A 24,746-nucleotide genomic window follows, 5' to 3' on the forward strand; every position below is an offset into this window, starting at 1 on the left:
TGTCGTGGATTGCACCCAACACTGTTGCGACTCCTCTCGTGGCAAACTCCCGTCATCCGTCGTCTCCCGACAAGGAGGTCGCCCATGACGAGACTGGCCGCCCGGCTGCCGTTCGGCGTGCAGGCCGCAACCATGCGTGCAGTGTTCCGCCTCCCGCAGGCTTTCAAACGCCTCCTGGCGGGCAAGCCGATCACCCTCGACGGCCAGACTCTCGCCCTCGACGCGCAGCTTCTGCTGCGCATGGGTGAGCTCAACGGCGTGAGCCTCAGCGCGCCGTCGGTGGAGCAGGCGCGCGCCGGAATGGAGATGAACATGCGGCTCATGCCGGGCCCCTCGCCGGATGTGCCGACCCGTGACCTGCAGATTCCCAGCTCGAACGGCCCGATTCCCGCGCGCCTGTACAGTCCGCGCGACGTGCCGGAACCGGCCCCGCTGCTGGTGTTCTTCCACGGCGGCGGGTGGGTGATCGGCAGCGTGGAGTCACACGACCACGCCGCACGCTTCCTGGCCGAACAGGCCGGGGTCCGGGTGCTGTCGGTGGAGTACCGGCTGGCCCCGGAGCACCGCTTCCCAGCGGCGGTCGACGACGCGCTGGCGGCGTTCGACTACGCGCACAAGCACGCCGACGAGCTGGGTGTCGATCAGGCGCGGATCGCGGTAGGCGGGGACAGCGCAGGCGGCAACCTGGCCGCGGTCACGGCATTGGAGAGCACGCGGCGGGGTGGGCCTGCGCCGGTGTTCCAGCTGCTCGTCTACCCGGAGGTCGACTTCGTCAACCGGCGGCGGTCCCGGCGGCTGTTCGCCACCAAGTTCCTGCTGACCGATGCGGACATGAGGTGGTTCGAGGGGCACTATCTGGCTCCGAGCGACGACCGCAGCGATCCCCGGCTCTCGCCGCTGCTGGCGCCCGACCTGTCCGGGCTGCCGCCTGCCTACCTGGTCACCGCCGGCTTCGACCCGCTGCGGGACAACGGCGAGGCGTACGCGAAGGCGCTGCAGGAGGCAGGTGTGCCGGTGTCGTACCGCTGCCACCGGGACCTGATTCACGGGTTCATCAACTTCGTGCCGCTCGGCGGACGGTTCCGGGAAGCCACCTTGGAGATCGCTGCGGCGTTGCGTACCGGGCTCGCCTACGCGCGCTGAGGGGTTCGGGCCGCCCGGCGTGCCGGGCCAGTCACGGCACGCCGGCCCACCGCCGGTCCCGACTTACCGGCCCCAGCCACGGCGCCCCGGTCCACTGCTTCCGCCCCAGCCTCGGCCCGCGGGCCCACCGCGTCCGCATCACCGGGGTCGGCCACGCCGCTGCGGCTCACCGGCCCCGGACACGACAGAACCCGGCGCCGGGGGCACCAGCGCCGGGTTCCTCCCCCATGGATGAGCTCGCCTCCCTGGCGACGCTGCCCCTGGGCTAGGGCAGCGGAGCAGGCGGGAGCTCCGGGACGTCCGGTGTCCCAGGCACTTCCGGCACCTCGGGAACATCCGGCACGCCCGGCACATCGGGCACGCCGGGCACCTCAGGCACCTCCGGGACCGGCACACCCCCGCCGAGCAGGCTGTCGATCAACCCGGACAGCGTGGCCAGCAGCGATTGCAGCAGGCCGTTCAACGTCGCCAGCGGGTTGTCGACGCGTGCCGTGGTCAGCTTCGTCTGCAGTTCCCGGCTCAGATCGCGGGCCTTGCCGGCATCCGCGCGGACTTCGGCGGCTCGGTCGAACTGCTTGGCGGTGAGAATGGCTCCCATCGTCTTGTCGACCTTGCCGAGGACGCCTTCGACAGCCTCGACATCCTCGTTCTCCACCGCCTGCGCCAGGTCGTCATGCAGCTTCTGCACTTCCGCGGCGGTGGACGTGGTGCTGCTGATTCCCTTGCCCCGGTCGTCGGGTGCTGCGGTGGCCATCCCGATGCCTCCGGCGGCCAGGGCCGCACAGGTGACGAGGACGGTGACCGCTCGGGTCACGGTGTGTTTCATGGTGCACTCCCTTGTCAGCCCCTCGGCGTCTTCGCGTCTCCATCCGTACTCCGTGACCGCGCCCCCCACTACCGAGGTCATCCCACCGGCTGACGCATGACCTGATCCGGTGCCTGCGTAGCGACACGCCAAGATCACCGCATCTTGTGAGCAACTCCGCCATCGGGATGGCCGGATTCGCAACTCTGCGCAGTTTTCCCGCGTCCGGCCACTCCCTGGAACACCTGACGTCACTCGGATTGGGTCAGTTGATCAGTCCCGGCCGATCGTGATCACCCAGCCGGGTTAGCGGCTCGCGCGGCACGGACGATGATCGTCTTCGGGGCGGCTTGAAGATCGTCTCGTTCCACCGGCCGGGCCGATGCTGCACGCAACCGACCGGCCGAGGATCGCGCAAGGGGCTCGCCAGGCGCCGACCCGAAGATCGTCCGGCGGGGGGCCGCTCATTGGCGGAGCCGCCCCTGCCCATCGGCGTGCAGCGCCTGGTGCCGTCCGCTCGTTCCGCCGCCAGCAGAGCGCCTGACTCGCGCACGCGACCTTCGGCAGACTGGAGCTTGTGACTTCAACCCCCACGATTGCAGACGTCGCCGCCGCGGCCGACCGCATCCGGCCCTACGTTCGCCGCACGCCGATCCTGTCGACGGAGGTGGACGGCAGGCCGGTGGTGTTCAAGCTCGAGCACTTGCAGCGGACCGGGTCGTTCAAACTGCGCGGCGCCACCAATGCCTTGCTCAGCCACCCGTTGCCGGAGCGCGTCGTCACGGCGTCCGGCGGCAATCACGGGCTCGCCGTCGCCACGGCGGCCGCCTCGGTGGGTGTGCCGGTCACGGTGCACACGCCGGACTTCGTCCCCGCGCAGAAGGCCGAGCGGATGGCCGCGGCAGGGGCCAAGCTGGTGCGGCACCCGGAGATGGCCGAGGTCTTCGCGGCCGCGCTCGAGGAAGGCAAAGAGCCGGGCGTCCGCTACGTGCATCCGTACGACGACCCGGACGTCGTCGCCGGTCAGGGCACCGTCACGGCGGAGATCGTCGCGGACGCGCCCGAGGTCGACTCGATCATCGTCGCGGTCGGCGGTGGCGGGCTCGCCTCCGGTGTGGCGCTGGCCGCGGACGGCAGGCACGTGGTGGCCGCCGAGCCGGAAGGCTGCTGTTGCTTCAACGCCGCGGTGCGGGCGGGCGAACCGGTCGACGCCCCGGTCGACTCGATCGCCGCGTCCGGGCTGGGCGCCAATCGCATCGGCACGATCGCGTTCGGGCTGCTGACCGAGGCCAAGGCGCAATCCGTTCTGGTGTCCGAGGAGCAGATCGTGGCCGCCCGTGACCGGCTCTGGGAGGAGTTCCGACTCGCGGTCGAACCCGCCGCCGCTGTCGCGTTCGCCGCGCTGCTGAGCGGCGAGGTGCCTGGCGAGCGCCCGTGCGTGATCCTTTGCGGGGCGAACACCGAGTGGTCCCCCAGCTGACGAGACAAGGCGGCCGCCGTCTCCCGGCGGCCGCCTTGTCTCGTCACGGCTTGCGGAGCACGCCGCCGTACTCGAAGAGCTCCTTGTTCTTCTCGCTGGCACCGACGAACGGATGCAACTCCGGTGGAACCGGGTTCAGATCCGGCTGAGCCGGGTCAGGGCGCCAGTCGTTGATGTTCACCAAACCCGGCTCGACCGGCTCGAGGCCCGCCATCAACGCGTCGACCTCGTCCGTCGTGCGGATCTGCACCGGCATGCCTGCCTTGGCGGCGAACTGCTTGATCCACTCCTTCTTCTCCGGGTCGGCCACCACCATGTGCGACAGCACGAAGTAGCTGCCGGACGGAGCGGCCTCGTCGACGATGTGGCGCAGCGCGTGCTTGGCGCCCTTGCCGACCTCGTCCTGATCCCGCAGGAAGTGCGCGACGGAGAGGAACAGCGTCGCCACCGGCTTGGAGAAGTCGATCAAACGCTTGGTGTCCGGATGCTCCAACACGGCATTCGGGTCGCGGAAGTCCGCGGTGATCACCGTGGTGCTCTCGTTCTCGGCCAGCAGGGCCTGGCCGTGCGCGAGCACGATCGGATCGATGTCGACGTAGACGACCCGCGCGTTCGGGTTGAACCGCTGCGCGACCTGGTGCACGTTGCTGTTGGTCGGCAGCCCGCAACCCATGTCGATGAACTGCTCGATGCCCGCCTCTTCCACCAGGTAGCGCACGGCCCGGTAGAGGAACTGACGGTTCTGGCGCGCGCTGTCCAGGACCTGCGGGAATTTCTTCAGCCCTTCGAGGATGAACTGGCGATCGACTTCGTAGTTCTGCTTGCCACCCAGCAACCAGTCGTACGCTCGGGCGGCCGTCGGCCTGTCGAGAGGGATCGATACGTCGACCTGCTCGTCCGTTGTCATTGCGCTGTCGTCCACCTTTCCCCGGTCAATACCGAGAAAAACATTAGCGCACCCCACCGGGGCCGGATCCAGAGCGATTCGCCGCCCATCGACCGAACGAGAAATCGAGGAAACGAATCCGGCTACAACTCGGTGAACGGCGCCGCGTAGGCGAATTCGCCCTGCACGTCGTCGGTGTAGGCGGCCAGCGGCCGGGCTTGGAACGCCTCCCGCCACGAAGGATCCGGTGGCACGATGCCGAGCTCGGCGGCGGGGCGGAATCCGAATCGTGGGTAATAGCCGGGATGCCCGAGCAAGACCACCACCGGAAAGTCCAGCGCATCGGCGGCGGCCAGCACCGCGTGCATCAGCGCGCTGCCCACGCCCTGCCGCTGCCTGCCGGGCAGCACCCCGAGCGGCCCGAGCCCCAGCGCGGGCCGTCCTGCCACCGACGCACGCGTGCACACGACATGCCCGATCAGCTGGTCGTTCCCGGGCTCGCAGGCGACGAGCGACAAGGCAGGTACCCAGGCATCACTGGCACGCAATGCGTCGACCAAGCCGACCTCGACGGGCACCTGCCCTTCGTCCGGAGCGGGGAAGGCGGCCGTGTGCACGGCTCGAATGCCTTCGATGTCGGCGGGCTCTTCGCGACGAACGATCACCGCGCCACTCTCGCCCCGACCGAACGGCCCGGGCAACCGAATATCCGCACACGACAAAGGCGGTGAGCGATCCGCTCACCGCCTTTCGCCGTCGTCAGGGCTTACGCAGAACCCCGCCGTACTCGTACAGGACGTTGTTCATCCGCGCCACGCCCTCGAACGGCCGCAGCTCCTCGGGAACCGGGTCCAGCGGCGGCTGGTTCGGGTCCGGCCGCCACTCCTCGATGTCCACCAGACCGGGATCGACCGGCTCCAGCCCCTCGAGCAGTTCGTGGACCTCTTCGCGCGAGCGCAGCTGCAGCGGGATGCCGTCGTCGTTGACCTTCTTGGTCAGTTTCGCGTTCTTCTCCGGGTCGTCGAGGACGACGTGCGAGAACGCCAGGTAGCTGCCGGACACCGCCTTCTCGTCGATGATGTGCCGGATGGCGTACCGGACGCTGCCGCCCGATTGGTCGTCCCGGAGGAACTGGGCGACGGACAGGTACAACACCGCGACCGGCTTGGAGAAGTCGATCAGGCGTTTGGTGTCCGGGTGATCGAGCACCGCCTGCTGGTCGCGGAAGTCCGCGGTGATCACCGTGGTGTTGTCGTTGTCGGCGAGCAGGGCCCTGCCGTGGGCGAGCACGATCGGGTCGATGTCGACGTAGACGACCCGCGCGTTCGGATTGAACCGCTGCGCGACCTGGTGCACGTTGTTGTTGGTCGGCAGCCCGCAGCCCATGTCGATGAACTGCTCGATGCCCGCCTCTTCCACCAGGTAGCGCACGGCGCGGTAGAGGAACAGCCGGTTCCCCCTGGCGATGTCCATGATCTCCGGCAGGATCTGCAGCGTCCCCAACGCCAGCTCACGGTCGACGGCGAAGTTGTCCTTGCCGCCGAGCAGCCAGCCGTAGGCACGGGCCGACGTCGGTTTGTCCAGGGGAATCTCTACGTTGACCTGCTCGTCCGCTGCCACGGGGCTTCTCGTCCACCTTTCGCCCGACTGCTACCGAGAGTCGACTTTAGCGCATGGAAAACAACTCGAGTTCCGGCGGAGGGAATCGGCCGCCGCCATTCTTGATGCAATTACATCTGCACGTGCATTTTCTTGCGGAGGTGGCGAAAACCCGACTGCCGTGACAAAACACCCGGGGTCGCGGAAACAGGCGCAATCACCGCGAAAGGCATCTGCGCGGAAATGGCGCCCGGGAAAATTCCGTCGATCGGCCGCGCGCGGACACATTCCGTGCCCAAGACCGGGCAAAGGCTCATCCCATCGGGCGAGCAGTCCTCCCGCGCCCGGACGCGCTCCGGGTACGGACGGGATCGAGCTCAGCCGACCAGCAGCTCCGCGATCTGCACGGCGTTCAGCGCGGCGCCCTTGCGCAGGTTGTCGGCCGCGACGAACAGCGCGAGCCCCCGGCCGCCTTCGACACCGGCGTCCGACCTGATCCGGCCGACGTAGCTGGGGTCCTGCCCGGCGGCTTCCAACGGCGTGGGAATGTCGCTCAGCTGCACACCGGGCGCATCGGCCAGCAACTCCGTGGCCCGCTCGGGCGACAACGGCCGCTCGAACTCGGCGTTGATCGACAGCGCGTGGCCGGTGAATACCGGAACCCGCACGCACGTGCCGGACACCCGCAGCTCGGGGATGCCGAGAATCTTGCGGCTCTCGTTCCGGAGCTTCTGCTCCTCGTCGGTCTCGCCCGACCCGTCGTCGACGAGCGACCCGGCCATCGGCAACGCGTTGAACGCGATGGTTCGCGCGTACTTCTTCGGCTCGGGCAGCTGCAGCGACGAACCGTCGTGCGTCAGCTCGGAGGCGCGCGACCCAGCGGCGGCGAGCTGAGTGGCCAGCTCCTCGACGCCGGCCAGCCCGCTACCGGAAACCGCCTGGTAGGTCGAGGCCACCATGCGCACCAGCGAAGCCTCGTCGTGCAGCGGCTTGAGCACCGGCATCGCGGCCATCGTGGTGCAGTTCGGGTTGGCGATGATGCCCTTGCGGGCGTCCCGCACGGCTTCCGGGTTCACCTCGCTGACGACCAGCGGGACCTCCGGGTCCAACCGCCACGCCGACGAGTTGTCGATCACCGTGGCGCCCGCCTCGGCGAACTTCGGCGCGTACGCCTTCGACGTCGATCCGCCCGCGGAGAACAGCACCACGTCCAGACCCGTCGGATCCGCGGTCGCGGTGTCCTCGACGACGATCTCGGCGCCCTTCCACGGCAGCTTCGAGCCCGCCGACCGGGACGAGGCGAAGAAGCGGATCTCGTCGACCGGGAAATTCCGCTCGTCCAGCAGTTTGCGCATGACGCCGCCGACCTGGCCGGTGGCACCCACGATTCCGACGCGCATCAGCGACCACTCCCCGCGTACACGATGGCCGGCTCGTCGCCACCGAGGTCGAACGCCTCGTGCACGGCGAGCACGGCTGCCTCGACATCGGTGTCCCTGATCAGCACCGAGATCCGGATCTCCGAGGTGTTGATCATCTCGATGTTGATACCCGCGTTGGCGATCGCCTCGCAGAACGTCGCGGTGACGCCCGGGTGCGAGCGCATGCCGGCGCCGACCAGCGACACCTTGCCGACATGGTCGTCGTACAGCACGGCGTCGAAGCCGACGTCGTCCTTGATGCGCTCCAGCGCGGCGACCGCGGACGGCCCGTTGTCCTTGGACAAGGTGAAGGTGATGTCGGTGACGCCGGAGGAGGTCCGCGAGACGTTCTGCAGCACCATGTCGATGTCGATGTTGGCGTCGGCGACCGCGCGGAAGATGCGGGCGGCCGCGCCCTTGTAGTCCGGCACGTCCGTGACGGTGATCTTGGCTTCGGACGTGTCGTGCGAAACGCCGGTGATCAGCGCCTGTTCCACGGGAATCTCCTCGATCGAGCCGACCACCAACGTGCCCGGCTTGGTGCTGTAGGACGAGCGGACGCGCAGCGGCACGCCGTAGCGGCGGGCGTACTCCACCGAGCGCAGATGCAGGATCTTCGACCCGGTGGCCGCCAGCTCCAGCATCTCCTCGTAGGGGACGGTGTCCAGCTTGCGCGCGTTCGGCACGATCCGCGGGTCGGCGGTGTAGACGCCGTCCACGTCGGAGTAGATCTCGCACTCGTCGGCGTCCAGCGCGGCGGCCAGCGCCACGGCCGTCATGTCCGAACCACCACGGCCGAGCGTGGTGACGTCCTTGGTGTCCTTGGAAACGCCCTGGAAGCCCGCGACGAGTGCGATGTAGCCCTGCTCGAGCGCCTCGGTGACCCGCTTCGGCGAGACCTCCAGGATGCGCGCGTTGCCGTGCGCGGCGGTGGTGGCGATCCCGGCCTGGGAGCCGGTGAACGACCACGCTTCCGCGCCGAGCCTGCTGATCGCCATCGCGACCAGCGCGTTCGAGATGCGCTCACCCGCGGTGAGCAGCATGTCCATCTCCCGGTCCGGCGGATCCGGGTTGATCTGCGCCGCCAGGTCGAGCAGCTCGTCGGTGGTGTCACCCATCGCGGAGCAGACCACCACGACGGAATTCCCCGCCTGCTTGGTCTCGACGATCCGCTCGGCGACCTTGGTGATGCGTTCAGCGCTTTCCAGCGACGATCCGCCGTACTTCTGGACCACCAGCGCCACGCGCCTGAACCTCCTCGCGGTAGCGCTCGTCCCACTTGCCGGGCGAACGCCGCCGTCTGTGTTTGCGCTCAGCCTACCGGGCGGAAGGGCGCTGACAACGCCTGCTTGTGGCACTAACCACTACTCTCGGACACGACACGAGCGGGAGGGCAGGCGAGCGTGACCGATGTGGCGACGCGCGCAGCCGGACCGGCCGACGCGCCGCGGCTGAGCCACCGGCAGACGCCTCGCACCCTGCTGCTCTGGGCCGCTCCGGCGCTGGTCTACCTCGGCGTTCGGCAACTCGGCGTGCTGGTGCTGATGATGATGGCCGACCGGCACGGCACCACGGCGGCGCGCGAGCTCACCGCATGGGACGGGCAGTGGTTTCTCGGCATCGCCGCGGGCGGATACCGAAACGCGCCGGCCGAGCTGGTTGACGCGCATGGCCGACGGACCGACGAGACCCCGCTCGCCTTCTTCCCCGGCTATCCCAAGGTCGTCGGCGCCCTCGCGGACCTGCTCGGCCTGCCCTACCACGTCGCCGCGTTCACCGTCACGCTGCTCTGCGGCGTCATCTGCTCCTACGGCATCTACCGCATCGGCGTGCTGGTCAAGGGCGGCTCCCGTCGCGTCGGGCTGATCCTGGTCGCGCTGTTCGCCGCCTCGCCGATGGGCGTGGTGCTGTCCATGACCTATTCCGAGGCGATGTTCTGCGCCTGCGCGAGCTGGGTCCTGGTTTTCCTCATGCGCAGGCAGTGGCTGGCCGCGGGCTTCCTCTGCGCCATTGCCGGATTGGTGCGCATCACCGCCGTCGCGTTGGTGCTGGCCGTCGCGGTCACGGCCGTCGTCTTCCTGCTGCGCGACCGCGCCGCCCGCAACACCGAACGCCTGGCGGCGACCGCGTCCGTGCTGCTCGCACCACTCGGGCTGTTCGGCTTTCTGTGGTGGGCGGGCGCCCGCATCAGCCCTGGCCAGGACGTCGTCAGGCAAATCCTTTCGTGGAACGAACTTCAGGCCGACGGCTGGGGCTCGTCGTTCGACGGCGGCGTGTCCACCGCGCAGTACACCGTGCATGCGCTGGCCACGGCACAGTCGGCTTACGACATCGGCACGGTTCTCGTATTGCTGGCCGCACTGGTGCTCGCCGTGGTGTGCTGTACCCAACACCGGTTGTCGTTGCCCTTGTTGATCTACGGTCTGGCCGTGGTCGGTATGGTCGTCGGGTCCGCAGGCTTGATGAATTCCAAAGCGCGGTTGCTGATCCCGGCGTTCACGCTGCTGATCCCGGTCGCGGTGGGACTTGCCCGCCGACGTCCGTCGACCGCACTGCTCGTGCTCGCCGCGGCCGCGCTGGCCAGTGGATGGTTCGGAGCACACGCACTGTTGGTGTGGGAGTACGCGATATGACCGAGAAGGTTGCCGAGAGCAGTGTCGAGTTGCACGAGCTGATCGCCCGCCGGTGGAGTCCGCGGGCCTTCGACCCGGACGAGAAGATCAGCGACAAGCAGCTGCGCGCGTTGCTGGAGGCCGCTCGCTGGGCGCCGTCGTACGGCAACACGCAGCCCGCACGCTTCTTGGTCGGTCCCCGCGGCTCGCAGACGTTCGACCGCATTCTCGGGGTGCTGACCGAAGCCAATCAGGCGTGGGCCCACCGGGTCAGCGTCCTTTTCCTCGGCCTGGCCGTCACACGCAACGAGAAGGGCGAGCTGCCGTACGCGACCTACGGCGTGGCGCTGGCCGCGCAGAATCTGGTGCTGCAGGCCGTCGCGGAAGGGCTGGCCGGCCACCAGATGGCCGGCTTCGACCCGCAGGCCGCTCGCCGTGAGTTCTCCCTGCCGGACGACGTCGAGCCCGTGGTCGCGATCGCCGTCGGCAAGCCGGTGGACGCGGACATCCTCGGCCACGAGGCGCTCATCGATCGTGAACGGGCACCACGCAGGCGACTGCCGCTGAGCGAGATCGCGCTGAGCGACTGGAACGTGCCCGCGTTCTAGTCGCGGACCGCGCCGACCCGGCGGATGATCTTGGACCCGACGCTGGAGATGATCAGCCACAAGATGGCGGCGATGCCGTAGTTGATCAGCACCCGCAGTTTCGCGTCGTCCGGGGTGAACAGGTCACCGACCCCGAGCGTGAGCCGGTCGGCCCAGCCGTCGACGAACTGCACGATGCCGTTGGACGGGTTGGCCTCGGCCACCACGAACACCACGTGCAGCACCAGGATCAGCGCGAAGATCAGGCATACCCAGCGCACCACACCAGCGAGCAGGCCGATGAAGCGGTCCTTGATCTCGCCCCAGTCGACGTCGCGCTTAACGGCGGTCTTCTCCTCCGCCGCCTTGTCGGTGTGCTCGCTCATGGCCGGAAGTTTGACACGTTCGGCTGGTCTATGCCACGGGTCACGGCGTCGGTTTTACCACTTTGGACGATCGATTTCCGGTTTGACCGGCTCGCCTGGCCTACCGGACGGTAACGATGCGGGCACGGCCCACCGCCCGGGGTGGGTTTTTCACCGAACCGCGACGCGCGCTATGGTGGCTCTCGTGGCGCGTGCGCTCCTGCTTCGCTGCCGCGACGGGGCCTGATCCAGACCGGCTCCTCGTCGCGGAGTTTCGCCATGCCGCCGGTCGTCGGCCATCAAGCAGGAGATTCCCCATCATGAGCAGTTCTTCGCGTTCTGACGCGCACCCCACGATTCGCACCCCCGACCAACCGGTACCCGCCGACCAGCCGCACTGGAATCCGCAACGCGGCAGCTCGATGCCGTACCACCGCTACCGGCCGTGGTACCGGCTGGTGGAGGACATCCAGCTGCCCGACCGCACCTGGCCGGACAAGCGCATCACCCGCGCGCCGCTGTGGTGCGCGGTCGACCTGCGGGACGGCAACCAGGCGCTCATCGACCCGATGTCGCCCGCGCGCAAGCGGAAGTTCTTCGAGCTGCTGGTGCGCATGGGCTACAAGGAGATCGAGGTCGGGTTCCCGGCGGCCAGCCAGACCGACTTCGACTTCGTGCGGCAGATCATCGAGGAAGACCTGGCGCCGGACGACGTCCGCATCCAGGTGCTGACCCAATGTCGTCCCGAGCTGATCGATCGCACGTTCCAGGCGCTGGAGGGCGCCAAGAAGGCGATCGTGCACATCTACAACTCGACGTCGATCCTGCAGCGCCGGGTGGTGTTCCGGGAGGAGAAGACCGGCATCACCAAGATCGCCACGCAGGCGGCCGAGTACGTGCTGGAGCTGGCGGGCAAGTACCCGGACACCGACTGGCGCTTCCAGTACTCGCCGGAGTCCTACACCGGCACCGAGCTGTCGTACGCCGCCGAGATCTGCAACGCGGTGACCGAGATCTGGCAGCCGACGCCGGAGAACCCGGTGATCGTGAACCTGCCCGCGACGGTCGAGATGGCCACGCCCAACGTGTACGCCGACTCCATCGAGTGGATGAACCGCAACCTGGAGCGGCGCGACTCGATCATCCTGTCGCTGCACCCGCACAACGACCGCGGCACCGGCATCGCGGCGGCCGAGCTCGGCTACCAAGCGGGCGCGGACCGGATCGAGGGCTGTCTGTTCGGCAACGGTGAGCGCACCGGCAACGTCGACCTGGTCGCGCTGGGCATGAACCTGTTCTCGCAGGGCATCGACCCGCAGATCGACTTCTCCGACATCGACGCGATCAAGCGCACCGTCGAGTACTGCAACCAGCTGCCGGTGCACGAGCGCACCCCGTGGGGCGGGGACCTGGTGTTCACCGCGTTCAGCGGCTCGCACCAGGACGCGATCAACAAGGGCTTCGACGCGCTCAAGGACGCGGCGGACAAGGCCGGTGTCCCGGTCGACGAGCACCCGTGGGAGGTGCCGTACCTGCCGATCGACCCGAAGGACGTCGGCCGCACGTACGAGGCGGTCATCCGGGTCAACTCGCAGTCCGGCAAGGGCGGCGTCGCCTACATCATGAAGACCGAGCACCATCTCGACCTGCCGCGCCGCCTGCAGATCGAGTTCTCGCAGGTGATCCAGCAGCACACCGACAGCGAGGGCGGCGAGGTCGACCCGGACACCATGTGGTCGGTCTTCAGCGACGAGTACCTCACGTCCACCACGCCGCTGGAGCTGGTCACCTCGCACGTGACGGACAACGGCGGCGGCGAGTACTCGATCGAGGCGACCGTGCGGGTCGAGGGCGACGAGGAGCAGATCACCGGCACCGGCAACGGTCCGATCGCGGCGTTCTTCGACGCGCTGGCCACCATCGGGTTCGACGTGCGCCTTCTTGATTACTCCGAGCACGCCATGACGGCAGGCGACGACGCCCGCGCCGCCTGCTACATCGAGTGCGCGATCGAGGAAAAGATCTACTGGGGCGTGGGCATCGACCCGTCGATCGTCAACGCTTCGCTGCGTGCCGTGGTGTCGGCCATCAACCGCGCCAACCGCTGACGTCGGCGCTGGGCCCGCGGTGACCCCGCGTCCCGCGGGCCCAGCTCCCCCTTGCACGCCCGGACGGACGGCACACCGGCCCCGAATTCCGATGGCTGTTCAGTCCGGTCCGCCTTGCGCGTGCCGGTCAGGGAATGAGCAGCACCTTGCCGACCGTGGCGCGTGACTCCAATGCCCGGTGCGCCTCGGCGGCCTCGCGCAACGCGAACTTCGCGCTGACACCCGGCTTGAGGTCCCCTTCCGCCGCGGCCGCCAGCGCACGCGACTCCAGCTCCCGCATGCTGGTGCGGTCTCGCACGACCCGTCGGTCGATCCCGGGCAGGACCGCGATCCCCCGGCCGAAGACGTCCATGCTGTCGAACTGGACCGGCTCGCCCGCAGACCAGCCGAACACCACCATTCGTCCGCCGTCGCCGAGCAGCTCGAGGGCTCCGGTGCCGTACTTTCCGCCGACTCCGTCGAACACGATGGTCGGAGTGCGATGCCCGAGCTGCGCGCGCAACCGATCGGTCCAGCCGTTCTCGTTGTAGTCGAGCGCAATGTCCGCGCCGAGTTCGTCCACCAGCTTCACCTTGGCCGCGCCGCCGGCGAGCCCGACCGTGGTGGCTCCGGCGTTGCGCGCCGCCTGCACCAGCAGCATGCCGATCCCACCACCGGCGCCGGTGATCACCGCGACGTCGTCGCTGGTCAGCTGGGCCGTGTCGAGGATCGCCGTGGCCGTGCGGCCGGTTCCGATCATCGCCACCGCGACGTCGTCGGAAACCGTGGGCGGAAGCTCGTGGACCGACTCCACGCTGACCACTGCGCGCTCCGCGTACCCGCCGGATGCGAAACCAAGGTGCGCCACGACCCGCTTGCCCAGCCACTCGTCGGCGACACCGTCACCGACCTCGTCGATCACGCCGGCGACCTCGCGGCCGGGTGTCATCGGCAGCTCCGGACGCGGCGGCGGCCCCTCACCGCGCCGGATGGCGGTGTCGATCAAGTGGACCCCAGCGGTGGACACGGCGATGCGCACCTGCCCCTGGGCCGGGTGCGGATCGGCCACCTCTTCGTAGCGCAACGTCTCGGGTGCGCCGAACTCGTACTGTCGGATCGCGTGCATGCGACCACGCTAAAACTTCGAGTTAACTCGAGGTCAAGGACGATCAGCGAGGATCTTGGACGGCCGAGGCCACTTCCGCGTGCAGCAGCTCCACCAGGCGCCGCACCGCGGGACGGGCCCGAGAACTCGGACGCAGCACGGCGTCGACATGCCTGGCCGCTCGGGTTCCGGCCAGCGGTTTACGCAGCAGCCGTTTCCCACGGCGGGTGTCGACGGTGTACCTGGGCAGGAGCGCCACGCCGTGCCCGGCGGCGACCAACACCTCGGTGATCCGGAAGTCGTTGATCCGGTGGACGATATTGGCGCGGACGCCGGTGCGCACCGCGAGCGAGCGCAGCACGTCGTCGACCGGGAATCCCACATCGACCGAGATCCAGCGCTCGTGGGCGAGGTCGCTCAGTTCGACTTTCCGCTGCTTCGCCAACCGATGCCCCGGCGGCAGCACCACGTCCAACGGCTCGCGGAGCAGCGGCTCGACGTCCATCCGGTCGGCGGGCCACGGTTCGGCGTGCTCGTCGCGGTGGGTCACCACGACGTCGAAGTCGGCCAGCAAGCCGGGGACCTCCGCCGGGGTCATGTCGATGTCGCGCACCTCCAGGTCCAGACCCTCGACCTCGGCGACCCGGTGCAGCAGGCCTGGCAGCAGCAACAACGCTGCGGACGGGAAGATCGCCAGCCGCACTCGGCCGCGTGGGCGCGCCCGGTAGGTCTCCAGCTCGACTTCCGCTCGGGCGACCGCGCCGAGCACCTCGTCGGCCCGCACGACGAGCGCGCGCCCGGCGTCGGTCAGCCGCAAGCCGCGACCGTGTGGCTCGGTCAGCGGTACCCCGACTTCTGCCTGCAACGCCTTGAGCTGCTGAGACACCGCGGACGGCGTGCAGTGCAGCGCGGCAGCCGCGGCCGCGACGCTGCCGCGGTCGGCGAACTCCCGCAAAGCTCGCAGCCGCGCAATGTCCATGAAGCAATGCTACAGAGATACGGAAGAATAATTCGTTTGTCTTCAAGGTCATCTGCTCGCACCGTGGAGACATGCCCGTTCGCGATCGCCTGCTGGCCGCGTTCGTCGCCGCTTTGTGGGGCGTGAACTTCCTGGCCATCCACGCCACGTTGGAGCACTTCCCGCCGCTGTTCGCCGGCGCGTTGCGGTTCGTGGTCATCGCCGTGCCGACGATCCTGCTCGTCCCGCGGCCGCAGGTACCGCTGCGTTGGTTGATCGGTTACGGGCTCGGCTTCGGCACCGGGCAGTTCGCGTTCCTGTTCGTCGGTATGCACGTCGGTATGCCCGCCGGACTGGCGTCGCTGGTGCTGCAGGCCTCCGCGCCGTTCACCGTGCTGCTGGGCTGGCTGCTGCTGCGCGAGAAGCTGTCCTGGCGAGCCGTCGTCGGCATCGTGATGGCGGTGTGCGGCATGGCGACCATCGCATGGCACCGGGCCGAGCACGCCGACGCCTTGCCCGTGCTGCTCACCGTGCTCGCGGCGTTGAGTTGGGCTATCGGGAACTTGTGCAGCCGGCGCGCGATGGAGGGCAGGCCGGACATCAATCCGTTCCACGTGATGTTGTGGATGTGTCTGGTTCCACCGGTGCCGCTGTACGCGCTGTCGGTGATCTTCGAAGGCCCCGCCGCCGGATGGCAGTCGCTGGTCACCATGGCCACACCGACGGGCTGGGTCGCGCTCGGCGGTCTGGCCTACGTCGTGCTGGCCGCAACCGTGCTGGGCACGGGCATCTGGACCACACTCATGCGACGCAACCCGGCCACGGCCGTCGCACCGTTCTCACTGCTGGTGCCGATCGTCGGGATAACGTCCGCGTTCGTGATCCTCGGCGAGCAGCCGAGCGTCGTCGAGCTCGTCGCGGGCGCGGTCGTCATCACCGGCGTCCTGCTCGGGTCGCTCCCCGGCCGCAAGAAGGTACAGGCGCCGACTGTCGACGCCGAGGCCCTCGAGCCCACGCCGCAGCGGTGAGTCACAAATGGCGTCAACCAGCTCGTCCTGTATAGCCGTAGACGGTCATTGAGCATCCGCTTGCTCGATGCGAGGGGCCGCCGACAGGTCTTCGGCATAGCTGACAACGGCATCGCCGAGGCGCTGGACGTACCGGCCGTAAGCCTGAAGCACACCTGCAGAAGGTAAAGGTCCGGTTTTCAGCTGACCAACCAGCGCGTTGAGCGTGGACACCAGGCCCGGATTGACCGCTGCGACCTGGGCGAACAGCTGAGGGTCATAGTTAATCACGGTTGATGCAGCCCTCGCTCCACGTACGGGAGGCCAACACCTTCGTCCATCACGACGACATCTCGCCGCAGCGCCTTCTCGTCCGACCGTACGTCAGCACTTTCAATGCAAATTGGCTCTGCGTAGGCATCCGTGGCGATGATCGCTGCCCCGAAGGGGCGAATACAGGGTCCCGAGTTCCATGTCATGCCCACATCGTGTGCTGACGCAACTACTCTGAGACAGGGAACTGACCTGCATAAATCGCGGGCTGAAGATCGTTGTCTGCTCGACGCAACCACAGCGAAGGTGCAGTGACAGCTCAGGTGGGGAGGCTGAGAGTCAGGTGAACATGCAATGAAAGGTGTCGGCACAGGCCTGTTTGCGAACGAGATGCGGCGGGCGCGTGAGAATGCAGGCCTGACGCAAGAGCAGCTTGCTGAGTCCGTTGCGTTCTCGATCAGCACGGTCACGAAGGTCGAGGCCGGGCATATGCAGCCGAGCCAGCAGTTCGCGGAAGCTGTCGACCGCGCTCTGCAGACCGATGGGCTGCTCAGCCGAATCAGGAAAGGACTGCTGGAGCAGAACGCGGTTCCGCCATGGTTCCAGCCTTGGTCAGAGATCGAGGAGCAGGCGACCGAGCTCCGCCTGTTCGAACCTCTGGTCGTGCCGGGATTGCTGCAGACCGAGAGATATGCCAGCGCAATCCTCGAGGGGGACGAGACTCGCCTTGCCGCCCGTCTGGGACGGCAGAAGATCCTTGACGGGCCGTCGGCGGTTTCGCTGGTGGCGATCGTGGCCGAGCAGGTGCTCCGGAGACGAGTCGGGGACAACGCGACAATGGTCGAGCAACTTCATGCCCTTGCCGAATCTCCGGCCAGGGTTCAGGTATTGCCCGTCGATGCGGACACGCACCACGGCATCGACGGCAGTTTCGCGCTGGCTGAGGTCGCCGGTAGGGTGATCGCGTACGCGGAAACTCCCATATGTGGCTTCGTCATGGAAGACGACGAGGCAGTGTTCAAGCTGAATCGTCACTGGGATGTCATACGGGGAGAGGCGCTACCGCAAAGACAGTCCAAGCAGCTGATATTGGAAGTGGCGGACGAATGGCAGAGCAGCTGACGTGGCGCAAATCGTCGTTTTCTGGCACTCAAGGTGGCAACTGCGTCGAAGTAGCCTACGGCTCCGACCGTGACACCGTCTTCGTGCGTGACTCGAAGAACCCCGACGGCGGCATGCTCCGCTTCACCAAAGCGGAGTGGGACGCATTCAAGCAGGGCGTGAAGAACGACGAGTTCTGACCAGACGTGCAAAGCCCCGGCTCGCTTCACCGCGAGCCGGGGCTTTGGCTTGTCAAGGCCGCGCCGCAGCGCTGAGCCTCACACCACGTCGGTGACGCTGACCGGGGAATCCGGCACCTCGCGCGGACCGCCGCTGGTGTCGATGAGCTCCGGGGTCACCTCGTGCCGGGTGATCTTGCCCGCCTCGATGTCCTCGGCCCAGTGGCACGCCACCCGGTGGCCCGGCCGGATCTCCCGCAGCTGCGGCCGCTCGGTGTCGCAGAGCTTCTCCTGCCGCCACGGGCATCGCGTGTGGAACCGGCACCCGGTCGGCGGGTTGGCCGGCGACGGCAGGTCCCCGGCCAGCAGGATCTGCTCGCGGGAGTCCTCCACCACCGGGTCCGGCACCGGGATGGCCGACAGCAACGCCCGCGTGTACGGATGCAGCGGCGCCTCGTACAGCTCGTCCGAATCCGACTCCTCGACCACCGAGCCCAGGTACATCACGCCGATGCGGTCCGAGATGTGCCGCACCACCGCCAGGTCGTGCGCGATGACGATGTAGGTCAGACCGAACTCACCCTGCAGGTCCTCCAGCAGGTTGATCACCTGTGCCTGCACCGACACGTCCAGCGCGGACACCGGTTCGTCGGCGACGATCAGGTCCGGCTGCACCGTCAGGGCCCGCGCGATACCGATGCGCTGACGCTGACCACCGGAGAACTCGTGCGGGTACTTGTACAGCGAGTTCGCCGGCAGACCGACGGCGTCGAGCAGCTCGCGCAGCCGCTTGCCGGTCTGCTTGCGGTCCTTGGCCAACCCGTGCGCCCGCATGCCCTCGACCAGGATCGACTCCACCGACTGGCGCGGGTCGAGGCTGGACAGCGGATCCTGGAACACCATCTGCATGCGCCGACGCATCCGGCGCAGTTCCTCGCCGTCGAGCTGCGACAAGTCCGTTCCGTCGAACACCGTGCGGCCGCCGGTCGGCTCGACCAGGCGCAGCATCGCGCGGCCCAGCGTGGTCTTGCCACAACCTGACTCGCCGACCAGGCCGTACGTCTCCCCGCGGCGCACGGTGAGATCCACCCCGTCCACGGCGTAGACGTGCCCGACCACCCGATCCAGCACGATGCCGCGCTTGATCGGGAAGTGCACCTTCAGGTCATCGACACTGACCAGCACGTCGGCCTCTTCGGTGGCCTCCGGCGTGGCCCGCTCTGCGGTCTCGGTCATCGCACAACCTCCGGGGTCGCCGCCTCACCGGCGGGTTCCACCGGGTGATAGCAGCGCAGCATGCGGCCGCCGGGCAGCTCCTCCAGCTGCGGCGGGCCCTGGACGCAGTCGTCGTTCGCGTTCGGGCACCGTGGCGCGAACGCACACCCCTCGGTCCACGGGATGTTGTCGACCACCGAGCCGGTGATCGGCACCAGCCGCTCCCCGCGCGGCATGTCCAGCCGCGGGATCGAACCCAGCAGGCCGTTCGTGTACGGATGCCGCGGCTCGGCGAACAACTCGTACCGCTCGGCCCGCTCCACGATGCGGCCGCCGTACATCACGTTCACCTCGTCGCACAGCCCCGCGACCACACCCAGGTCGTGGGTGATCATGATCATCGCGGTGTCCGTGCCGGACACGAGCTCGGACAGCAGCCGCAGGATCTGCGCCTGGATCGTCACGTCCAACGCGGTGGTCGGCTCGTCGGCGATCAACAGCTTCGGCCGGCAGGCCAGCGCGATCGCGATCATCACGCGCTGCCGCATACCACCGGACAGCTGGTGCGGGTACTCGTCGATGCGCCTGGCCGGGTCGGGGATGCCGACCTTGCCGAGCAGCTCGGTCGCCTCGGCCCGCGCCTGCTTGATGTCCATGCCCTGGTGCCGCTGCAGCGTCTCGGTCAGCTGCTTGCCGATGGTGATCACCGGGTTCAGCGCCGACAGCGGGTCCTGGAACACCATGCCGAGATCCCGCCCGCGCCGGTCCCGCATCTGCGCGTCCGACAGCGACAGCAGCTCGGTGTCGCCGAACCGCACCGACCCGCTCACCCGCACGCCCCGCTTGGGCAACAGGCCCATGATGGCCAGCGACGTCACCGACTTCCCGCTGCCCGATTCACCGACCAGACCGATCGTCTGCCCTGGTTCCACGGTGAAGCTCACCTTGTCCACCGCCACCGTGGGCTCGATCCCCTTCCGACCGAACACCACGGTCAGGTCCTCGACCTCCAGCAGTGCCATCGTCAGCTCCACCTCCGTTCCGACGTCATCACCATCACCTGCGGTTCTTGGGGTCGAGGGCCTCGCGCATCGACTCGCCGAGCAACGTGAAGCCCAGCGCGACGATGATGATGGCGCCCGCGGGGAAGAAGGCCAGCGACGGCTTGACCTCGAAGACCCGCTGCGCCTGCGCCAGCATCAGGCCCCACTCGGCACGGAAGGTGTCCTGGTCGCCGAGGCCGAGGTACGACAGGCTGGCCGCCTCCAGGATCGCCGTCGCCAGGGTGAGCGTGGCTTGCACGATCACCGGGCCGAGCGCGTTGGGCAGCATGTGCCGGAACACGATCGTGCTGCGCTTGACGCCGAGCGCGGTGGCGGCCAGCACGTGGTCGCTCTCCCGTTGCGCCAGCATCGCGCCGCGCAACAGCCGGGCGAACACCGGAACGCTGACCATGCCGACCGCGATGATCACGGTCCACTGGTTGCTGCGCGCGAACAGCGCCGCGATGGACACCGCCAGGATCAGCGCGGGCAGCGACAACAGGACGTCGACCAGGCGCATCAGCACGCTGTCCACCCAGCCGCCGAGCGCACCGGCCAAGCCACCGATGATCAACCCGAGCAGCAGACCGAACAACGTGGCCAGCACCGCCACGATCAACGTCTGCTGGGAGGCGATCAGCAGGCGGGAGAAGAAGTCGAACCCGTCCGCATCGCTGCCGAGCACGAACCCGGGCATCGACCCGGGAATGTGCGTGACGGTGAGGTTCTCCAGCAGCTCCGGGTACGGCTTGTACGGGTCCTTCGGCGTCAGCCACGGCGCGAACGCGGCGAGCAACACGAACAACGCCACGATCACCAGGCCGACCACCGCGACCGGGTTGCGCATCATCCGCTTGAGTGCGTCCTTGGCCAGGCTGGTTCCGCCTTCACCCGCCGCCGCCAGCTTGTCGATGCGGCGCTTCTTGCGATCGAGCAGCACCTGCATGTCAGCTCACCCGCACTCTCGGGTCGATGATCGCGTACGAGATGTCGACCAGCAGATTGACCACGACGTAGACGACCGCGGCGAGCAGGATCAACGCCTGCAGCCGCGGGTAGTCGCGCTGCTCGATACCTTGGGCGAGCAGGAAGCCGAGGCCACGCCAGACGAACACCTTTTCCGTCAGGACCGCACCGGCCAACAGCAACCCGGTCTGCAGACCGATCGTGGTGGCGACCGGGAGCAGCGCATTGCGCAGCACGTGCCGGGTGCGCACCACCTGCGCGGTCAGCCCTTTCGACTCTGCCGTACGCACGAAGTCTTCGTTCAGCACGTCCAGCACCGACGCCCGGGTGATGCGCACGATCACCGCGAACGGGATGGTGGCCAGCGCGATCGCGGGCAGCGCCAAGTGCTGCAACGCGTTGATCGTGGCGTCGAACTCTCCGGTCAGCAGCCCGTCGAGCGTGGCGAACCCGGTCACCGATGTCGCGTCGATGTCCACGTCCTGTCTGCCTGACGGGGGCAGCAAGCTCAGCTGCGTGGAGAAGACGTACTTGAGCAGAAAGCCGAGGAAGAACACCGGGACCGCGACACCGACCAGAGTGCTGACCACGATGCCGGTGTCGAACAGGCTCCCCCGGTACCGAGCAGCCAGGTAGCCGAACGGGATACCGAACGCGACCGCGAGGAACAGCGCGGCGAACGCCAGCTCGATGGTCGCCGGGAAATGCCTGCCGATCTCGGTCAACACCGAGTCACCGGTGATGGTCGACGTCCCGAAGTCGCCGGTGAGCATCCGGCCGAGGAAGTTGACGTACTGCAGGGGAATCGGGTCGTTGAGCCCCATCTGCTCGTTGAGTTCCGCGATCCGCTGCGGAGTCGCTCGCTCGCCGAGCATGGCGCTGGCGGGACCACCGGGCAGCGCCCGGAACCACGCGAATACGAGCAAGGACAAGATGAAGAGCGTCGGGATCGCTTGCAGCAATCGCCGAACGATGAACCTCAGCATGAAACCGCCTGTGTGGTGGGCACCGGCGAGTGCCCACCCGACGTGCGGGTGGGCACTCGCCTAACTAGTGCGTCTCGGGCACGCCTGACTGCGGCGTCAGTCCGATTGCTTCTTGCTGACCGTCACGAATCGCTCGTCCGTCAACGGGCTGGGGACAAGCCCCTGCACGTCCTTGGACACCACGATCGCCGGCGGCGACGAGGTCAGCGGGATGGCCGGGACGTACTTCGAGATCTCGACGGCCGCCTGCTCGTACAGCTCGCCCCGCTTGTCCGGGTCGGGCTCACGGTCGGCCTTGGCCAGCGCGTCGAAGATCTTGTCGTTGGTGAAGCCGAACTCGGCCTTCTTCCGACCGAAGAACGTGCCGATGAAGTTGCCCGCGTCACCGTAGTCACCGGTCCAGCCGAGCAGGTGCAGGTCGTGCACGCCGTTGACGTTCACGTCGTCGAGGTAGCCACCGTTCCACGGCTTGCTGACCTCTTGCACCTCGACCCCGACCGCCTTCAGGTCGGAAATGATCGACTTGGCGATCGTCTTCGGGTCCGGCATGTACGGACGAGTGACCTCGGTCGGGATGTGGAACTTGACCTTCAACCCGTTCAGGACCTTCTTGGCCTCGTCCGGGTTGTATTCGCGCTTGACCACGTCCTCGGTGTATCCGGGCAGGTCCTTCGGCACGAACTGGTCACGCGGAATGGCGCCCTTGGGCAGCCTGGTCTTGGCCAGCTGCTCCTTGTTGATGGCCATCTCGAGCGCCTCGCGCACCTTCAGGTCGCGCAGCTTCGGGTTGTTCTTCTGGTTGATGCCCAGGTACAGGATGTTGAACACCGGCCGGACCATCACCTGATGGCCTTCCTTCTCCAGCGTCTCGTAGTCGGCCGGACTGGGCAGGTCGTAACCGTCGATGGTGCCGGCGCGCAGCTCGTCCTTGCGAGCCTGCTCCTCCGGGATCGTCTTGAAGATCAGCTTGTCCAGGTACGCCTTCTCGCCCCAGTAGTCCTCGTTGCGCACCATGGTGACGGTGCCGTTGGACTTGTCGTAGGACTCGAGCTTGAACGGACCGGTCCCGGTCGGGTGCTCGGTGGCGTACTCGGAGTAGGTGAACGCCTCACCGCTCTGCTTGACCTCGTCGGCGTTGTACTTCTTCATCGCCGTCGGGCTGCCGATGGACAGCGAGGTGAGGCCGAAGGCCGCCGGGAACGCGCCGCTGGGCCGCTTCAGCTTGATGGTGACGGTGTAGTCGCCGTCCTTCTCGCAGCCGGCGTACAGCGGCTCGCCGAAGTCCTCGCTGGTGTTGTTCTTGAACCCGCCGAAGACGTCGGCGTAGTAGATCATCTGGCTCTGCGCCGCCGCGCCCTTCATGTTGTACCAGCGGTCGAAGTTGAAGCAGACCGCGTCGGCGTTGAAGTCCGTGCCGTCGTGGAACTTCACGCCCTCGCGCAGCGTGAACTTCCAGCCCTTGCCGTCGTCGACCGGCTCCCACTTGGTGGCAAGCGCGGGAGCCAGGTCGGCCGATCCCTGCTTGTAGGTGATCAGCGTGTCGAACATCTGCCGCACCGGCCGGAACGTCTCACCGTCGGTGGCGAAGGTGGCGTCGAACATCTTCGGGTCACCGGCGCTGCCGAACGTCAGCGTGCCGCCCCTGACCTGACCCTCACCGCCTTGGCCGCGCTCGGAGGCACATGCCGCAACCGACAGCGCTAGCGCGCTTGCCAGCCCGATCAGGGCCGCCTTCTTGAGTCTCGTTGCCCTGTGTTGGAGCATCTGGCACCTCTTGCCCATTCGATCCATCGTCGCCCGCATGGGTGAGCGGTCAACGCGTTGTGTGTCGGGCCAGACCCTAACCGGATTAGGCCCTGGGACATAAGCCCGGCAGGTCACGATCCTGCTACGTGGCAGTAAGACTTTAGGCGGTGACGGGGAGTTTCACACTTGCCTTCGGCCGGAAAACGCTCGCCCAAGGGTTAATTCGTCGGCGAACTCCAGGTCACCACCCATGGGCAGGCCGGACGCCAAACGGGTGACAGTGAGATTCGGAAAGTCACGCAGCATGCGCACTAAGTAAGTGGCTGTCGCTTCGCCTTCGGTGTTCGGATCTGTAGCGATGATCACCTCGGACACCTCGTCCGAGGAGATGCGGCTCAGCAACTCGCGGATGCGCAACTGGTCCGGACCGACACCGGACAGCGGGTCGAGCGCGCCGCCGAGCACGTGGTAGCGGCCCTTGAACTCGCGCGTGCGCTCGATGGCCAGCACGTCCTTGGGCTCTTCCACCACGCAGATCATCGCCGGGTCTCGTCGCGGGTCACGGCAGATGCGGCAGCGCTCCTGCTCGGACACGGTTCCGCAGACCTCGCAGAACTGTACGCCCGCGGCGACCGCGTTCAGCACGTCGACGAGCCGCTTGATGTCCGCCGGATCGGACCCCAGCAGGTGGAAGGCGATGCGCTGGGCGCTCTTCGGACCGACGCCGGGCAATCGCCCCAGTTCGTCGATCAGATCCTGGACGACGCCTTCGTACAACCTCGTCTACTTTCCGGTGCCGGGCAGGCCGAGGCCGCCGAGGTCCAATCCGCCGCCACCCGGGCCGCCGGGGCCACCGAGGCCGCCGGCCAGCGGGCCGAACTTCTCCGCGGACATCCGCTGCGCCGCCGCCATGGCGTCGCGCACCGCGGCGACCACGAGATCCGCCAACGTCTCCACATCGTCCGGGTCGACCACCTTCGGGTCGATGCTCAGACTCTTCAGCTCCAGGTCACCGCTGACCACCGCGGAGACCAGCCCGCCGCCCGCGGTGCCGGTGACTTCAGCGTCGGCCAGCTCCTGTTGCGCGTTCAGCAGCTGCTCCTGCATCTGCTTCGCCTGCTCCAGGATCGCCTGCATGTCGGGCATGCCCCCGGGTTGCACCATCGCCTTGCCTCTCCTGCG

At 67.7% G+C, this 24,746-nt stretch carries 25 protein-coding genes; 8 read left to right on the forward strand and 17 right to left on the reverse strand.

Annotated elements, in window-relative coordinates:
• Window positions 1–93 precede the first annotated feature (93 nt).
• Entirely contained in the window at window positions 94–1,143 is a 1,050-nt protein-coding gene (locus YWM_RS0104995; RefSeq protein WP_028849789.1) for an alpha/beta hydrolase, read from the forward strand.
• A gap of 265 nt (window positions 1,144–1,408) precedes the next feature.
• Here the strand turns inward: YWM_RS0104995 and YWM_RS22255 are convergent, their stop codons facing one another.
• Entirely contained in the window at window positions 1,409–1,969 is a 561-nt protein-coding gene (locus YWM_RS22255; protein WP_043659636.1) for a hypothetical protein, read from the reverse strand.
• A 556-nt stretch (window positions 1,970–2,525) separates the two neighbouring features.
• Here YWM_RS22255 and YWM_RS0105005 point away from each other — a divergent pair.
• Entirely contained in the window at window positions 2,526–3,428 is a 903-nt protein-coding gene (locus YWM_RS0105005; protein ID WP_028849790.1) for a threonine/serine dehydratase, read from the forward strand.
• Between the two features lie 43 nt (window positions 3,429–3,471).
• Here the strand turns inward: YWM_RS0105005 and YWM_RS0105010 are convergent, their stop codons facing one another.
• From YWM_RS0105010 to YWM_RS0105035, 5 genes are all read right to left on the reverse strand, one after another.
• A complete protein-coding gene (locus tag YWM_RS0105010) occupies window positions 3,472–4,335 on the reverse strand; it encodes an SAM-dependent methyltransferase (RefSeq protein WP_028849791.1) in 864 nt (287 codons plus the stop codon).
• 122 nt (window positions 4,336–4,457) lie between these two features.
• On the reverse strand, window positions 4,458–4,979 hold the full coding sequence (locus tag YWM_RS0105015; RefSeq protein WP_028849792.1) for a GNAT family N-acetyltransferase: 522 nt from the start codon (window positions 4,977–4,979) through the stop codon (window positions 4,458–4,460).
• A 94-nt stretch (window positions 4,980–5,073) separates the two neighbouring features.
• On the reverse strand, window positions 5,074–5,934 hold the full coding sequence (locus YWM_RS0105020; protein ID WP_028849793.1) for an SAM-dependent methyltransferase: 861 nt from the start codon (window positions 5,932–5,934) through the stop codon (window positions 5,074–5,076).
• Between the two features lie 356 nt (window positions 5,935–6,290).
• A complete protein-coding gene (locus tag YWM_RS0105030) occupies window positions 6,291–7,313 on the reverse strand; it encodes an aspartate-semialdehyde dehydrogenase (protein WP_043659638.1) in 1,023 nt (340 codons plus the stop codon).
• Window positions 7,313–8,578 carry an aspartate kinase gene (locus YWM_RS0105035; protein WP_028849795.1) on the reverse strand — a complete coding sequence of 422 codons (1,266 nt, stop codon included), beginning with the start codon at window positions 8,576–8,578 and terminating at the stop codon, window positions 7,313–7,315. Before YWM_RS0105035 ends, YWM_RS0105030 begins: the two co-directional genes overlap by 1 nt.
• Window positions 8,579–8,737: 159 nt before the next feature.
• Between YWM_RS0105035 and YWM_RS0105040 the strand changes: the two genes are divergently transcribed.
• Together YWM_RS0105040 and YWM_RS0105045 are read left to right on the forward strand one after the other, a co-directional pair.
• Window positions 8,738–9,967: a hypothetical protein gene (locus YWM_RS0105040; RefSeq protein ID WP_245565920.1), complete on the forward strand. Its 1,230-nt coding sequence runs from the start codon at window positions 8,738–8,740 to the stop codon at window positions 9,965–9,967.
• The gene (locus YWM_RS0105045) at window positions 9,964–10,554 is read left to right on the forward strand and encodes a nitroreductase family protein (RefSeq protein WP_028849797.1); all 591 of its coding nucleotides are present in this window, start codon (window positions 9,964–9,966) and stop codon (window positions 10,552–10,554) included. The genes YWM_RS0105040 and YWM_RS0105045 overlap by 4 nt, the downstream gene beginning before the upstream one ends.
• On the opposite strand, the gene YWM_RS0105050 is transcribed toward YWM_RS0105045, so the two are convergent.
• Complete coding sequence (locus tag YWM_RS0105050; protein WP_028849798.1) at window positions 10,551–10,919, reverse strand: hypothetical protein; 369 nt, start codon at window positions 10,917–10,919, stop codon at window positions 10,551–10,553. The genes YWM_RS0105045 and YWM_RS0105050 overlap by 4 nt on opposite strands.
• A gap of 299 nt (window positions 10,920–11,218) precedes the next feature.
• Here YWM_RS0105050 and leuA point away from each other — a divergent pair, with 299 nt between their 5' ends.
• Window positions 11,219–13,006, forward strand: coding sequence for a 2-isopropylmalate synthase (gene leuA, locus YWM_RS0105055; protein WP_043659640.1), 1,788 nt, complete (start codon window positions 11,219–11,221; stop codon window positions 13,004–13,006).
• Window positions 13,007–13,133: 127 nt separating this feature from the next.
• Here leuA and YWM_RS0105060 read toward each other — a convergent pair whose 3' ends face one another.
• Window positions 13,134–14,111 carry a zinc-binding dehydrogenase gene (locus tag YWM_RS0105060; protein WP_028849800.1) on the reverse strand — a complete coding sequence of 326 codons (978 nt, stop codon included), beginning with the start codon at window positions 14,109–14,111 and terminating at the stop codon, window positions 13,134–13,136.
• A gap of 43 nt (window positions 14,112–14,154) precedes the next feature.
• Window positions 14,155–15,069, reverse strand: coding sequence for a LysR family transcriptional regulator (locus YWM_RS0105065; RefSeq protein WP_028849801.1), 915 nt, complete (start codon window positions 15,067–15,069; stop codon window positions 14,155–14,157).
• 71 nt (window positions 15,070–15,140) lie between these two features.
• Here YWM_RS0105065 and YWM_RS0105070 point away from each other — a divergent pair, with 71 nt between their 5' ends.
• A complete protein-coding gene (locus YWM_RS0105070; RefSeq protein WP_028849802.1) occupies window positions 15,141–16,076 on the forward strand; it encodes an EamA family transporter in 936 nt (311 codons plus the stop codon).
• Between the two features lie 45 nt (window positions 16,077–16,121).
• Here the strand turns inward: YWM_RS0105070 and YWM_RS26065 are convergent, their stop codons facing one another.
• Window positions 16,122–16,346 (reverse strand): hypothetical protein, encoded by a 225-nt coding sequence (locus tag YWM_RS26065; protein WP_156914647.1) that lies wholly within the window; start codon window positions 16,344–16,346, stop codon window positions 16,122–16,124.
• Between the two features lie 336 nt (window positions 16,347–16,682).
• Between YWM_RS26065 and YWM_RS22260 the strand changes: the two genes are divergently transcribed.
• Together YWM_RS22260 and YWM_RS0105080 are read left to right on the forward strand one after the other, a co-directional pair.
• Window positions 16,683–17,450: a helix-turn-helix domain-containing protein gene (locus YWM_RS22260; RefSeq protein ID WP_043659643.1), complete on the forward strand. Its 768-nt coding sequence runs from the start codon at window positions 16,683–16,685 to the stop codon at window positions 17,448–17,450.
• The gene (locus YWM_RS0105080; protein WP_028849803.1) at window positions 17,435–17,629 is read left to right on the forward strand and encodes a DUF397 domain-containing protein; all 195 of its coding nucleotides are present in this window, start codon (window positions 17,435–17,437) and stop codon (window positions 17,627–17,629) included. Before YWM_RS22260 ends, YWM_RS0105080 begins: the two co-directional genes overlap by 16 nt.
• 78 nt (window positions 17,630–17,707) lie before the next feature.
• Here the strand turns inward: YWM_RS0105080 and YWM_RS0105085 are convergent, their stop codons facing one another.
• The 7 genes from YWM_RS0105085 to YWM_RS0105115 form a co-directional block, all read right to left on the reverse strand.
• The gene (locus YWM_RS0105085; protein ID WP_052344564.1) at window positions 17,708–18,844 is read right to left on the reverse strand and encodes an ABC transporter ATP-binding protein; all 1,137 of its coding nucleotides are present in this window, start codon (window positions 18,842–18,844) and stop codon (window positions 17,708–17,710) included.
• Window positions 18,841–19,845, reverse strand: a complete 1,005-nt coding sequence (locus YWM_RS0105090; protein ID WP_028849805.1) for an ABC transporter ATP-binding protein — start codon at window positions 19,843–19,845, stop codon at window positions 18,841–18,843. Before YWM_RS0105090 ends, YWM_RS0105085 begins: the two co-directional genes overlap by 4 nt.
• A gap of 34 nt (window positions 19,846–19,879) precedes the next feature.
• Entirely contained in the window at window positions 19,880–20,812 is a 933-nt protein-coding gene (locus YWM_RS0105095; protein ID WP_028849806.1) for an ABC transporter permease, read from the reverse strand.
• A 1-nt stretch (window position 20,813) separates the two neighbouring features.
• Window positions 20,814–21,818: an ABC transporter permease gene (locus YWM_RS0105100; protein ID WP_028849807.1), complete on the reverse strand. Its 1,005-nt coding sequence runs from the start codon at window positions 21,816–21,818 to the stop codon at window positions 20,814–20,816.
• Window positions 21,819–21,914: 96 nt separating this feature from the next.
• Entirely contained in the window at window positions 21,915–23,582 is a 1,668-nt protein-coding gene (locus YWM_RS0105105) for an ABC transporter substrate-binding protein (protein ID WP_028849808.1), read from the reverse strand.
• A 162-nt stretch (window positions 23,583–23,744) separates the two neighbouring features.
• Window positions 23,745–24,341 (reverse strand): recombination mediator RecR, encoded by a 597-nt coding sequence (recR, locus tag YWM_RS0105110; RefSeq protein WP_028849809.1) that lies wholly within the window; start codon window positions 24,339–24,341, stop codon window positions 23,745–23,747.
• Between the two features lie 6 nt (window positions 24,342–24,347).
• Complete coding sequence (locus YWM_RS0105115; RefSeq protein ID WP_028849810.1) at window positions 24,348–24,728, reverse strand: YbaB/EbfC family nucleoid-associated protein; 381 nt, start codon at window positions 24,726–24,728, stop codon at window positions 24,348–24,350.
• Between the last annotated feature and the right edge of the window lie 18 nt (window positions 24,729–24,746).

The organism is Thermocrispum municipale DSM 44069, from assembly GCF_000427825.1.
Classification (GTDB): Bacteria; Actinomycetota; Actinomycetes; order Mycobacteriales; family Pseudonocardiaceae; genus Thermocrispum; species Thermocrispum municipale.